We start from the raw sequence: 11,798 nt of genomic DNA on the forward strand, positions 1-11,798 counted from the left end.
CCAGGATTACGCCATGGGTCTTGCGAAGAACGCGTTGGGCGAGGACGAAGAGATCGTCCTCGAGTTCCACCCCCACTGGTCGACGCTGGTCGGCACTATCTTCTGGGCGGTCGTCGCGGTCGCCGTCGCCGGCGTCGCGATCTTCTTCATTCCGGGCGGCAGCGCGCAGACGCTGATCCGTCTCATCATCGCGGCCGTCGGTGTCGTCGCGATCCTCGTGGTCGGGCTGATCCCCTTCCTGCGGTGGGTGACGACGTCGTACACGCTGACCAACCGGCGGTTCGCCATGCGCGACGGCATCCTGTCCCGCTCGCACCGCGACATCCCTCTCACACGGGTCAACGACGTGTCGTTCCGGCAGACCCTGATCCAGCGGATCTTGAGGTCCGGCACGCTCACCGTCGAGTCGGGCGGCGAGCACGGCCAGCTCGTGCTGAAGAGCATCCCCCGCGTCGAGTTCACCCAGAACCAGCTCTACCGCATCGTCGAGGAGCTGACCGACGGCGACGACGTACGGCCGTAGATGCGCGACGCGCCGGACCCGCGGGAGATCGAGGAGCTGCTGCTCGGCGGCGAGCTCCGCTACACCCGGATCGACGCGATCAAACGGTCCGGGGTGTCGGAGGAGTTCACCCAGCGGCTCTGGCGGGCCTTCGGTTTCCCGCATCTCGCCGACGAGACGATCGCCTTCACCGAGGGCGACCTCGACGCCCTCGTCCGGATCCGGGACCTCCTCCGCGCGGGCCTGCTGGACGAGGACATGGTCCTGCGGATGGTCCGCGCCGTCGGCCAGACGATGGCGCGGCTCGCCGAATGGCAGATCGACATCATCATCGGCGCGCTCACCGACCCCCTCGAGCCGCCGTCGCCCGAGATCGTTCGCCTCATCATGGACCACGCCCAGAACCACATCGCCGCGCTGGAGCCTCTCCTCGTCCACGCGTGGCGACGGCAGCTCGCCGCCGCCGGCACCCGCGCGCTGACCGCGTCGTCGGCGGAGGACGCCCTGCCGGGGCGGCCGCGGCTGGTCGTGGGCTTCGCCGACATCGTGGAGTTCACCGAGACCAGCCGGAACCTCGACGAGCGCGAGCTGGCCCGGCTGGTCGAACGCTTCGAGGAGACCGCCTCCGACATCGTCGCCGAACACGGCGGCCGGATCGTCAAGACCCTGGGCGACGAGGTCCTCTACACCGCCGACACGCCCGCGCTGGGCGCGGAGATCGGGCTGCGCATCGCCGAGGCGGTCCGCGCCGGCGGGGACACGGACGTGCGCGTCGGCATGGCGTACGGCCTGGTGCTCACGCTGATGGGCGACGTCTTCGGCACGACCGTGAACCTCGCGAGCCGGCTCACCTCGATCGCCCGGCCCGGCACCGTCCTCGCCGACGCCCGCCTGGCCGAGAGCCTGCGCGGCGACGGCGCGTACGAGCTCGTCCGCATCGGCCGCCGCCCGGCCCGCGGCCTCGGCATCGTCCAGCCGTACGTCGTCCGCAGGGCACGTTAGCGGTCAGGTCCGCGGCATCGCCCGGCCGTACGTGGTCCGCCGGGCGGGTCAGCGGTCAACTCCGCGGCCTCGGTCGGCCGTACGTGTCCTCCCAGGCCGCTGACCTGCGGTCCAAGCCCGTAAGCTGGGGATTTAAGGTGGTTGGCGAGTCCAAGTAACAACCAGGCAACACATGCTTCGCTTGCCGTTCACGAAAAATGGGGATCATATACCTCATGAGTGTTGAACCAGGGCATTTCGCTCGATCTGTGGACGGCCTCCCGGACGACCGTTTCCTCGACCGGGAGGAGAGCTGGCTCCGGTTCAACCAGCGCGTTCTGGACCTGGCGGCAGATCCCACCCTGCCGCTGCTTGAGCGCGTGAAGTTCCTCGCGATCTTCGCGACCAACCTCGACGAGTTCTTCATGGTCAGGGTCGCCGGGCTGGCCCGGCGCATGGCCACCGGCATCGCGGTCCAGACCGCGAGCGGGCAGCAGCCCCGTGAGCTCCTCGCGCGCACCTCCGAGGTGGCGCACGAGCTGATGCTCAAGCACGCGGCGCTGTTCCAGCAGGAGATCCGTCCGGTCCTCGCCAAAGAGGGGATCGAGCTGCTGCGCTGGGACGAACTGGCCGACACCGAGAAGGAGAGCCTCAACCGGCTGTTCCGGCGGCAGATCTATCCGGTGCTGACCCCGCTGGTGGTCGACCCGGCGCACCCTTTCCCGTACATCTCCGGGCAGTCACTCAACCTGGCGGTACTGGTCCGCGACCCGGAGGTCGGCGCGACCATGTTCGCGCGGGTCAAGGTGCCGCCGCTGCTGCCGAGGTTCGTGGAGGCGTCGCCCTCGCGGTTCGTGCCGCTGGAGGACGTGATCGCGGAGAACCTGCCGGCGCTGTTCACGGGTACCGAGATCCTCGAGCACCACGCCTTCCGGGTCACCCGCAACCAGGACCTGGAGGTCGACGAGGACATCGCCGAGAACCTCCTGCAGGCCCTCGAACGCGAGCTGCTGCGCCGCAAGTTCGGCCCGGTCGTCCGCCTGGAGGTGGAGGAGTCGATCACCCCGGAGGTGCTCGACCTGCTGATGACCGAGCTGGAGGTCGAAGAGAGCGCCGTCTACCGTGTGCCCGGCCCGCTCGACCTCGGCGGCCTGTTCGCCATCGCCGGCCTGGACCGCAGCGAGCTGAAGTACCCGCCGTTCGTGCCGTCCGAGGCGGCGCTGCCGCACGACGCGAACATCTTCGCCACCCTGCGCGACCACGACGTCCTCGTCCAGCACCCGTACGACTCGTTCACGACGAGCGTCGAGCGCCTGATCGAGGAGGCCGCCGCCGACCCGCAGGTCCTGGCGATCAAGCAGACGCTGTACCGCACCAGCGGCGACTCACCGATCATCGACGCCCTCATCGACGCCGCCGAGGCGGGCAAGCAGGTCGTCGTGGTCGTGGAGATCAAGGCGCGCTTCGACGAGCAGGCCAACATCACCTGGGCGCGCAAGCTGGAGCGGTCCGGCTGCCACGTCGTGTACGGCTTCGTCGGCCTCAAGACCCACTGCAAGGTCGCGCTGGTCGTCCGCCAGGAGTCCGACGGCACGCTCCGCCGCTACTGCCACATCGGCACCGGCAACTACAACCCCAAGACCGCCCGGATCTACGAGGACTACGGCCTGCTCACCGCCGACCCGGACGTCGGCCAGGACGTCAGCGCCCTCTTCAACCACCTCACCGGCTACTCGCGCGACACCGTCTACAAGCGGCTCCTCGTCGCCCCCGACTCCCTTCGCGGCGGCCTTGTCCGGCGCATCGAGCGGGAGGTGGAGCACCACCAGGCGGGCCGCCCGGCGCGGATCCGGTTCAAGTGCAACGCGCTGGTCGACGAGGTGCTCATCGACGCGCTCTACCGGGCGTCGCAGGAAGGCGTGCCGATCGACGTCTGGGTCCGCGGTATCTGCGCGCTCCGCCCCGGCGTGCCCGGCATGTCGGAGACGGTCCATGTCCGCAGCATCCTCGGCCGGTTCCTCGAGCACTCCCGCGTGTACGCCTTCGAGAACGGCGGAGACCACGAGGTCTGGATCGGCAGCGCCGACCTCATGCACCGCAACCTCGACCGCCGGGTCGAGACCATCGTCCGGGTCACCGACCCGGCCCACTGCGCCGACCTCGTCGGCCGCTTCGAGCTCGCGATGGGCGTGGACACCAAGTGCTGGCTCCTCGACGAGAGCGGCGTTTGGACCCGGCATGAGGGGGACATCGACGTGCAGACCCAACTGATGCGGGCACGCCGCTGGAGGACCGTTGACGCCTGACCCCCCGGGGACCATCCGCGCCGCCGGCGCCGTGCTGTGGCACCCCGGGCCGGACGGCCGTCCGCTCGTCGCCATCATCCACCGCCCGCGGTACGACGACTGGTCGTTTCCCAAGGGCAAGGTCGACCGCGACGAGCACCTCGTACGCGCCGCCGCCCGCGAGGTCTGGGAGGAGACCGGGGTCTGGCCGGTGCTCGGCCGCCGGCTGCCCACGGTCCGCTATCCCCGAGGCGACCGGCCCAAGCGGGTCGACTACTGGGCGGCCACCGGCGACGAGGGCCGGTTCGTGCCCAACGACGAGGTCGACCAGATCGAGTGGCTGCCGCTCGACGAGGCGAAGGGACGCCTCTCCTACGAGCACGACGTCGCCGTCCTGGAGGCGTTCGCCGCCGGCCCCCTCCGCACGACGCCGTACATCATCCTGCGGCACGCCAGCGCGGGGGAGAAGCGCGACTGGCAGGACGACGACCTGCTGCGCCCCCTCGACGAAGAGGGTCGCGCCCAGGCCCAGCGGCTCGACGACGTGCTCACCTGCTACGGCCCCACCCGCGTGATCAGCTCGGCGACGGCGCGCTGCCTGGAGACCGTGCTGCCCTACGCCGCCCGGACCGGCTCCGAGACCCGCACCGACTGGGCCGTCACCGTCGGCGCCTCGAAGGCCCCGGGCGACCGCATCGCCGAGTTCCTCGCCGACGGCGTGCCCGTCCTGATCTGCACCCACGGCGAGCTCGTCCCCGAACTCGTCTCCCGCGCCTGCGAGGAACTCGGCGCCGAGCCGCCGGACGACCCCAGGCTCCCGAAGGCCGGCTTCTGGGTCCTCCAGGTCGCCGACGGCGCCCTCGCCTCCACCGAACACCACGCCTGCTGACCCGCCGGACGGTCAGCGCAGGGTACGGAAGAAGGCGCGGACGTCGGCGACGAGCAGTTCGGGGGCCTGAAGAGAGGCGAAGTGGCCGCCGGTGTCGAACTCCGACCAGTGGGTGACGTTGTTCGACAGGGCCGCCAGCGCCCGGACGGCCCGGTCGCCGAGGAACCTGGCGACACCGGTCGGCACTCCGGAGGAGGACGGCCGGCCCCAGCCGTCCGCGACCATTTCGCGGTAGAGGCGTGCGGCGGAGCCGGCGGTGGAGGTGAGCCAGAAGGCGGTGACGTTCGTCAGCACGGCGTCCCGGCCGGCGAGCGGCTGCCGGGTCCGCGTCGGGTCGTGGTCGACGAACCACTCCAGGTTCCAGGCCAGTTGCCCCGCCGGAGAGTCGTTGAGGGCGTACGCCACCGTCTGCGGGCGGGTGGCCATCTGGGTGGCGTACCCCGAGTGGGCCTGCCACCAGGCCTGGTTCGCCTGCGCCTGCTCGCGCTCGGCGCCGGAGAGCAGGTCGAGCTCGTGCGGGCCCGTCGGCGCCGAGGCGTTGACGAGCGCGTTGACGTGGACGCCGACCACGTTCGCCGGGGCGACGCGGCCGAGTTCCGTGGAGACGATGGAGCCGAAGTCACCGCCCTGGGCGCCGTAGCGGTCATAGCCGAGGCGGCGCATGAGCTCGGCCCAGGCCCGTGCGACGCGTTTGCTCCCCCAGCCCTTCTCCCGCGTGGGTCCGGAGAAGGGGAATCCCGGCACGGAGGGGGCCACGACGTGGAACGCGTCGGCAGGATCCGCGCCATGGGCCCGCGGGTCGGTGAGCGGGCCGATGATGTCCAGGAAGTCGGCCACGGTGCTCGGCCAGCCGTGCGTGACGATGAGCGGGACGGCGTCGGGCTCGGGGGAGCGGGCGTGCAGGAAGTGCACGTTCTGCCCGTCGATCGTCGTGGTGAACTGCGGCACCTCGTTGAGCCGCGTCTCGTGGACCCGCCAGTCGTATCCGTCGATCCAGTATTCGACCATCTCCCGGAGGTAGGACCGGGCGACTCCGTAGTCCCAGCCCACGCCGGGGAGCTCATCGGGCCAGCGGCTCCGGGCGAGCCGGTCCCGCAGGTCGTCGAGCTCCGCCTGCGGGATGTCGATCTTGTACGGGTTGATCTCCATGACGTGCGCCAATCGTCGATCACATCGGGCCGGATGGCCGGACGCGGATCACGGTAGGAAGCAATCAGGTCAGTTATCGGCCGCTCTGCCGGTGACGTCCGCGACCTGGGCGAGGAGCGCCACTGCTCACCGGAGCCTCGATCGATACGGCCCTGGTCATCTCGTCCCGAGAAGCCGGCGCAGCGCGGTCGGTGTGCGTCCCAGGTGTTCGCGGACGGTGCGGGTCAGGTGCGCCTGATCGGCGAAACCCAGATCGGCGGCCAGGTCCGCGAGGCCGGTCTCGCCCTGCGCGAGGCGGTCCATGGCCCGGCCGACGCGGACCCGGTTGCGATAGTGGGTCAGCGACACGCCCATCTGCTGGGAGAAAACCCGGCTCAGCCGGTACGGCGAGACCTTCAGCAGGCCGGCCAGTGGGCACAGCCCCGCCGCCTCCGGCACCCCAGCGATGATCGCCTCCCGGGCCGCCGCGGCGAGTGCCCGGTCGGCGGGCCGCGGCCGCTCGGCCGGCCGTCGTACGGCCGCCGCGACGAGACGAAGCAGCTCCTCCGCCAGCGCATAGTCGATGTCGCCGCTCCCCGCGGCGGCGAGGAGCCGGCGGTGAGCCAGATCGACGCGGGCGTCGACGTACACCGTCCCGTTGTTCGCACGGCCTTCCCACAGCGACGGCGCGAAGCTCACCGACGTGCAGACATCGCCGCCGGCGGGGTGGGCGAAGCGTTCCTCCTCACCCGGCGCTCCCAGATAGCCGACGGTCCGATCCAGGTCGGCCTCGGCACCATCGGCCCACCGCCGGAACCGCCCACGGCGTACCAGCACCATACGGTGGTCGCCGCGCGCCTCCGGCTCCGACCATCGCGTGTGATCGGCCCGGCAGTCCACCGCGCTCACGGCGAAGTCGGGCCGGGCGGCGAGGGTCACGGGTGACAACACGCCGTGGACGATACGCGGCGGGTGTGACGGAACGCCCCGCAAGGATCTTCAAGACCTCGCGGTGCTCCGGACCGGATGCTGGGCGAGCAAGCCGACGACACCAAGGGAGTCATCGATATGGCCGTCAACGCGAAGCTCACCGCGATCATCATTGACTGCGCCGCGCCGAAGGCGCTCGCCGAGTTCTACCAGAACATCACCGGCTGGCCGATCACCCACAGCGACGACGACTCCGCCTACCTGGGCGGGGGACCCGTGCAGCTCGCCTTCCAGCGGGTCGACGGCTACGAGGGGCCGGGATGGCCGGACGCAGCCAAGCACGCTCACCTCGACTTCGCGGTCGCCGATGTCGACGTCGCGACCAAGGAACTGCTGGCATCGGGCGCCACCAAGCCCGACTACCAGCCCGGCGAGGGCCAGTGGACCGTCCTCGCCGACCCCGAAGGACACCTGTTCTGCATCGCGGCGGCCTGAACGGGAGCGCCGATGGCGCACACCGCGTGAGTCACGTTCCTCGCGGGGTGTGCGCCGTGCCGTGACGTGGTCAGGAGTCCGGGAAGAGCCAGAGACCCTGGTCGGCGGAGGTGCGTACGAACGCGGCGAGGGCCTCGATGCCGCTCAGGGGGACGACCATGTCCTCATCGAGCCGGACCTTGTCCGTGCCGGCGGCGAGCGCCTCGGCCAGCCACCGGATGAGGTGGTCGGCGAAGTCGCGGACCTGCGCGGGATCGTGCAGCTCGTACAGGTTCACGCCAAAGGTGCCGTTGACCCACTCCCGGTACACCTGGCCGCGGAAGCCGGTGAAGTCGCCGTCGGAGGGCCAGAACAGGCCTTCGGGGAAGTCACGGGGGATCTCTTCGAACGGGTCGAGGTCCGCTGGGGGCTCCCACTCCCACGTGACCGGCGTCTCCAGCGTGTCATGCCCTGTCACCGTTGGGTCCCCTGGGCGGACGGCGTAAACATCGAGTCCCATGGCCCGATCGTCGCACATTGTGATCACTTGTGCGGGAAAATGGGGCAGCGTTCGCCCAGGGGACATCCCGCCGATTCCGGGGCCTACCAGGGGAGGGGGCCGTCGGCGGCGAAGTAGCCTCCGGTCGGGCCGTCGGAGCCCACCTGCGCCATGCGGACGATGATCTCGGCGCCCTCCTCGACGGTCTGCGTGCCCGTGTTCCCGTTCAGGTCCGTCTTGGTGTAGCCGGGCTCCACCGCGTTGATCCGCATGTTCGGGAACGCCTTGGCGTACTGCACGGTGATCATGTTGACTGCGGCCTTCGACGCCGGATAGGCGACGCCCGGGTAGGCGAACGTCGGTGTGCCGGGAGTGGTGACCCGGGTCAGCGAGGCCAGGCCGCTGCTGACGTTGACCACCACGGGGGTGGCGGACCGCTGCAGCAGCGGCAGGAACGCGTGGGTGACGCGGACCACGCCGAAGACGTTGGTCTCGAACGTCTGTCGCGTCACGTCGGCGGTCAGGTCCGCGGCGCCGATCACCGTGTTCCCTTCGCCGCGTCCTTCGACGCCGGCGTTGTTGACCAGTACGTCCAGCCCGCCGTCGGCCTCGATGGTCTTCACCGCGGCGGCGACGGACGCGTCGTCGGTGACGTCGAGGACGACCAGCCGCGCGCCCAGCCGCTCGGCGGCCCGGCGTCCGCGTTCGGCGTCTCGGCTGCCGATGTAGACGGTGTGGCCCGCCGCGATGAGCCGGCGGGCGGTCTCGTGGCCGAGACCCTTGTTCGCTCCGGTGATGAGTGTCGTTGTCATGGTTCCAGCCTGCGGCCGGGCGATGGGGTCAGCCAGTGTCCCTGACTTCCTGGGACCGCTGGTACCAGGCAGGTTCGTGGACGGCGGGGCAGACTGGTGGCCATGACAGCGACGGAGTTCGGGCAGGCGGTGCGCCGCTGGCGCGATCGGGTCCCGCCCGAGGCCGCCGGGATGCCGGCGGGCGGGCAACGGCGCGCGCCCGGGCTGCGCCGCGAGGAGTTGGCCCTGCTGGCCGGGATCTCCGTCGACTACGTCACCCGCCTCGAACAGGGCCGCGCCGCCAACCCGTCGGTACAGGTGGTCGAGGCCCTGGCCAGGGCGCTCCGGCTGTCGGGGACCGAGCGCGCACACCTGTTCCGGCTCGCCGGGCTGGCGCCGCCGGGCCCAGAAGCGGTGCCTGCGTACATCCCGCCGAGCGTCCAGCGGATGCTGGACAGGCTGGCCGGGACGCCTGTTGCGGTGTACGACGCGTCCTGGACGCTGCTTCTGGCAAACCCGCCGTACGCGGCGTTGATGGGCGATCCGTCCGGCTGGCGGGGCAACCAGCGCAACGGCGTGTGGCGGAACTTCCTCGGCCCGGGCACCCGGGTCCGGCACACGCCGGAGGCCCGCCGAGAGTTCGAGGCCGCGCTGGTCGCCGACCTGCGCGCGGCCGCCGGCCGCTATCCGGCCGACCAGCGCCTACGGCGGCTCGTCGCGGAACTGCGCGCGGACAGTGGCCGGTTCGCGGAGCTCTGGGATTCCGGCACCGTCGGCCACCACGAGTCCGCGCGCAAGACCATCGATCACCCGCGGGTGGGCCCCCTGACACTGGACTGCGACATCCTCACCGTGGCGGGCAGCGACCTGCGCATCATGATCTACACGGCCGAGCCCGGCACCGAGGACGCCGACCGCCTGGCCTTGCTCACCGTGCTCGGCACCCAGGCACTCGTCGAGTAGCCACCCACTCACCCGCTCGGCGGCACAGCACCGGATCGGTCGCCGAGGGCTAAGTCCGCAGGTCTCGAGACCCGTCACCAGGGTGCCGAGGTCGGCAGGTCTCGGGACCCGTCACTCGGGGGCAAAGGCGGCAGGTCTCGGGATTGGTCGCACGGGCGCGAGGTCGGCAGGTCAGCGGATCGGTCGCCGGGCGCTGAGGTCGGCGCGGTCGGCGGCGGCCTGGCCGGACAGCCAGCCCTCCCGGTCGGTGCCGGGGGTGATCCGGCGGCCGGTGAGCCTGGGGAACATCGCGCGCATCGCCTCGTCGACGGCCTGGTCGCGGGCCGCGAGGACCGGCAGCAGGTCGGTGCCGGGCATCTCGGCCGCGGCCCGGCGCTCGGCCGTGCCGGTGGCCTCGGCGAGGCGTTCGCCGATGCGAGCGGCGTAGGAGGCCAGGAAGGACCGCCGGAAGGCGCGGGTACGGGAGCGTCCGCCGGAGCGGCCCTCATGGGCGAGCGCGGAGTCCGCCTGCACGAGGAGTGATGTGAACAGCAGTTCGACGGCGTCCAGGTCGGCGGGGAATCCGAGCACGGTCGAGAAGCCGAGGGCCCGGGTCCAGACGGCACGGCACCGGTTGGCCTCGGCGACGGTGCCCAAGAGGGCCGCTTTGGGGGATTCGTACGGCGTGTCGATGGGCAGGCGGCGGCCGACGGGCCCGGCCTGGCCGTCCGCGCGGACCTCCTCGGCCCGCGTGGCGAGGAGCGCCTGGTCGATGCGGTACCGGGCCATCAGCTGCTGGGCCCGAGCGGTCAGCGCCTCGGCCTCGTCGGGGAACTCCGTCGACTCCGCCTTGGCCAGGAGGGCGCGGATCCGGTCCAGCGTTCGCCGGTCGACCCGGCCGGTGGCTCGGTCCCGAGTCCGTTCCCAGGTCCGGTCTCCAGCCCGTTCCCCGGCGCGGCCCCCGGTCTGCTCCCCGGCCGGCCCCCCGGCCCGGTTCCCGGTCCGCTCCTCGGCTCGGTTCCAAGCCTGCTTCCCGGTCTGGTCGCCGTCCGTGGAACGCCGGGCCTCGCCCGGCGGTGGGCAGAGGAACTCCAGGCGGGGGAGGCCGCGCAGCAGCGTGATCAGCTGGAGGGCGCAGCTGGTCGCCGTGGCCTCGTCGGTGCCGTGACGGCCCGCCCACGCGGTCAGGAACGCCTCATCCCGCGTCCACCACACCTCGGCGCCGAGCTCGACCAACTGGGCGTGCCATCGATCGTCAACGGTCGCCGCCGGATAGGCGCGCATCTCGGCGGCGATCGCGTCGGTCATCATCCGGCCGGCCCGCCTGCCGTGCGTACGGGCCGCGTAGCGGACCAGGTCGGCCGGCTGCCAGCCGATCCGCCAGCCGGCCGTGACGCCGCCGGTCAGTGCGTCGGTCACCAGGCGGCTCATCCTCGGCTCGCGCGCGCCTGGGCCGACCGGCGGGACGGGCTCACTCTTCCGGGGGCTCGGCGTAGCGTTGCAGGTAGAGAGGTTCGCCGAGCTTCTCGAGGAGTTCGAGCTCGGTCTCGAGGTAGTCGATGTGCTCCTCTTCGTCCGCCAGGATGTCCTCAAAGATCCGGGCGGAGGTGACGTCGCCGCGCGAGCGCATGAGCTCGATGCCGGGGCGCAGGCGCTCGACGGCCTCCACCTCGACGGCGAGGTCGGACCGGAGCTGTTCCGGCACGGTCTGGCCGATGCGCAGCGCGCCCAGGCGCTGGTAGTTCGGCAGGCCTTCGAGGAAAAGGATGCGGTCGGTCAGGCGTTCGGCGTGCCGCATCTCGTCGAACGATTCGGCACGGGTGTGGCTGGCGAGCCTGGTGAATCCCCAGTGCTCCTGCATCTTGGCGTGAAGGAAGTACTGGTTGATCGCCGTGAGCTCGGCGGTGAGCTGCTCGTTGAGCAGACCGATGATGTCCCTGTCACCTTCCATACCAAGCAATCGTGGCACGGCGACGGGCTCGGGAAGCCGACCGACCCGCGGTAAGGCCGGGCCGTTGCGGGGACGATCCGTGGTCAGGCCGCTGCGGTGGCGACCGCGTCCGTGGCGAAGTGTTCTTCGATCAGGTCGCGGATGCGGCCCACGCAGGTTCCGCAGCCGGGGCGCATGCCGCAGGCGGAGCGGACCTCCTTGGCCGAGCAGGCCCCGGACCGCACATGGTCGCGCACGTCATCGTCCGTGACGGCGTGGCAGACACAGGCGTACATAGGGGGAGAGCCTCTCGGTTGATCCATTAGGTAAGGCTCTCCTAAGCTAACGCAGTGTGTGCGGAGCTGGCAATGTGGGCGGCGACACACTGCCGGTTACTGGTGCAAACCGGTATGTAGTTCCGCGTGTGAGACGATCACGGTAGGGAAG

At 71.1% G+C, this 11,798-nt stretch carries 13 protein-coding genes; 6 read left to right on the forward strand and 7 right to left on the reverse strand.

Features of this window, described 5'->3' with window-relative positions; genetic code table 11:
- Window positions 1–13: 13 nt before the first annotated feature.
- From ABEA24_RS05745 to ABEA24_RS05760, 4 genes are all read left to right on the forward strand, one after another.
- Window positions 14–523 carry a PH domain-containing protein gene (locus ABEA24_RS05745; RefSeq protein WP_345429556.1) on the forward strand — a complete coding sequence of 170 codons (510 nt, stop codon included), beginning with the start codon at window positions 14–16 and terminating at the stop codon, window positions 521–523.
- Entirely contained in the window at window positions 524–1,504 is a 981-nt protein-coding gene (locus tag ABEA24_RS05750; protein ID WP_345429557.1) for an adenylate/guanylate cyclase domain-containing protein, read from the forward strand.
- Between the two features lie 215 nt (window positions 1,505–1,719).
- On the forward strand, window positions 1,720–3,789 hold the full coding sequence (locus ABEA24_RS05755) for an RNA degradosome polyphosphate kinase (protein ID WP_345429558.1): 2,070 nt from the start codon (window positions 1,720–1,722) through the stop codon (window positions 3,787–3,789).
- Window positions 3,779–4,657 carry an NUDIX hydrolase gene (locus ABEA24_RS05760; protein ID WP_345429559.1) on the forward strand — a complete coding sequence of 293 codons (879 nt, stop codon included), beginning with the start codon at window positions 3,779–3,781 and terminating at the stop codon, window positions 4,655–4,657. Before ABEA24_RS05755 ends, ABEA24_RS05760 begins: the two co-directional genes overlap by 11 nt.
- 12 nt (window positions 4,658–4,669) lie before the next feature.
- Here ABEA24_RS05760 and ABEA24_RS05765 read toward each other — a convergent pair whose 3' ends face one another.
- Both ABEA24_RS05765 and ABEA24_RS05770 read right to left on the reverse strand, forming a co-directional pair.
- A complete protein-coding gene (locus tag ABEA24_RS05765) occupies window positions 4,670–5,806 on the reverse strand; it encodes an epoxide hydrolase family protein (protein ID WP_345429624.1) in 1,137 nt (378 codons plus the stop codon).
- A 156-nt stretch (window positions 5,807–5,962) separates the two neighbouring features.
- The gene (locus ABEA24_RS05770; protein ID WP_345429560.1) at window positions 5,963–6,736 is read right to left on the reverse strand and encodes a helix-turn-helix domain-containing protein; all 774 of its coding nucleotides are present in this window, start codon (window positions 6,734–6,736) and stop codon (window positions 5,963–5,965) included.
- A gap of 75 nt (window positions 6,737–6,811) precedes the next feature.
- Here ABEA24_RS05770 and ABEA24_RS05775 point away from each other — a divergent pair, with 75 nt between their 5' ends.
- Complete coding sequence (locus ABEA24_RS05775) at window positions 6,812–7,210, forward strand: VOC family protein (protein WP_345429561.1); 399 nt, start codon at window positions 6,812–6,814, stop codon at window positions 7,208–7,210.
- 70 nt (window positions 7,211–7,280) lie between these two features.
- On the opposite strand, the gene ABEA24_RS05780 is transcribed toward ABEA24_RS05775, so the two are convergent.
- Together ABEA24_RS05780 and ABEA24_RS05785 are read right to left on the reverse strand one after the other, a co-directional pair.
- Entirely contained in the window at window positions 7,281–7,709 is a 429-nt protein-coding gene (locus tag ABEA24_RS05780) for a hypothetical protein (protein WP_345429562.1), read from the reverse strand.
- Window positions 7,710–7,792: 83 nt separating this feature from the next.
- A complete protein-coding gene (locus ABEA24_RS05785) occupies window positions 7,793–8,500 on the reverse strand; it encodes an SDR family NAD(P)-dependent oxidoreductase (RefSeq protein WP_345429563.1) in 708 nt (235 codons plus the stop codon).
- 102 nt (window positions 8,501–8,602) lie between these two features.
- Here ABEA24_RS05785 and ABEA24_RS05790 point away from each other — a divergent pair, with 102 nt between their 5' ends.
- Window positions 8,603–9,442 carry a helix-turn-helix transcriptional regulator gene (locus ABEA24_RS05790; protein WP_345429564.1) on the forward strand — a complete coding sequence of 280 codons (840 nt, stop codon included), beginning with the start codon at window positions 8,603–8,605 and terminating at the stop codon, window positions 9,440–9,442.
- Window positions 9,443–9,613: 171 nt separating this feature from the next.
- Here ABEA24_RS05790 and ABEA24_RS05795 read toward each other — a convergent pair whose 3' ends face one another.
- The 3 genes from ABEA24_RS05795 to ABEA24_RS05805 form a co-directional block, all read right to left on the reverse strand.
- The gene (locus tag ABEA24_RS05795) at window positions 9,614–10,840 is read right to left on the reverse strand and encodes a DUF2786 domain-containing protein (protein WP_345429565.1); all 1,227 of its coding nucleotides are present in this window, start codon (window positions 10,838–10,840) and stop codon (window positions 9,614–9,616) included.
- Window positions 10,841–10,892: 52 nt separating this feature from the next.
- Window positions 10,893–11,372, reverse strand: coding sequence for a bacterioferritin (gene bfr, locus ABEA24_RS05800; protein ID WP_345429566.1), 480 nt, complete (start codon window positions 11,370–11,372; stop codon window positions 10,893–10,895).
- 83 nt (window positions 11,373–11,455) lie between these two features.
- The gene (locus tag ABEA24_RS05805) at window positions 11,456–11,674 is read right to left on the reverse strand and encodes a (2Fe-2S)-binding protein (RefSeq protein ID WP_345429567.1); all 219 of its coding nucleotides are present in this window, start codon (window positions 11,672–11,674) and stop codon (window positions 11,456–11,458) included.
- Between the last annotated feature and the right edge of the window lie 124 nt (window positions 11,675–11,798).

The organism is Actinoallomurus vinaceus (assembly GCF_039542055.1).
Classification (GTDB): Bacteria; Actinomycetota; Actinomycetes; order Streptosporangiales; family Streptosporangiaceae; genus Actinoallomurus; species Actinoallomurus vinaceus.

Coding starts and splice junctions, on each gene's coding strand:
- ABEA24_RS05745 (WP_345429556.1), top strand. CDS start 14: ATGGGTCTTGCGAAGAACGCGTTGGGCGAGGACGAAGAGATCGTCCTC.
- ABEA24_RS05750 (WP_345429557.1), top strand. CDS start 524: ATGCGCGACGCGCCGGACCCGCGGGAGATCGAGGAGCTGCTGCTCGGC.
- ABEA24_RS05755 (WP_345429558.1), top strand. CDS start 1,720: ATGAGTGTTGAACCAGGGCATTTCGCTCGATCTGTGGACGGCCTCCCG.
- ABEA24_RS05765 (WP_345429624.1), bottom strand. CDS start 5,806: ATGGAGATCAACCCGTACAAGATCGACATCCCGCAGGCGGAGCTCGAC.
- ABEA24_RS05775 (WP_345429561.1), top strand. CDS start 6,812: ATGCTGGGCGAGCAAGCCGACGACACCAAGGGAGTCATCGATATGGCC.
- ABEA24_RS05780 (WP_345429562.1), bottom strand. CDS start 7,709: ATGGGACTCGATGTTTACGCCGTCCGCCCAGGGGACCCAACGGTGACA.
- ABEA24_RS05785 (WP_345429563.1), bottom strand. CDS start 8,500: ATGACAACGACACTCATCACCGGAGCGAACAAGGGTCTCGGCCACGAG.
- ABEA24_RS05790 (WP_345429564.1), top strand. CDS start 8,603: ATGACAGCGACGGAGTTCGGGCAGGCGGTGCGCCGCTGGCGCGATCGG.
- bfr (WP_345429566.1), bottom strand. CDS start 11,372: ATGGAAGGTGACAGGGACATCATCGGTCTGCTCAACGAGCAGCTCACC.
- ABEA24_RS05805 (WP_345429567.1), bottom strand. CDS start 11,674: ATGGATCAACCGAGAGGCTCTCCCCCTATGTACGCCTGTGTCTGCCAC.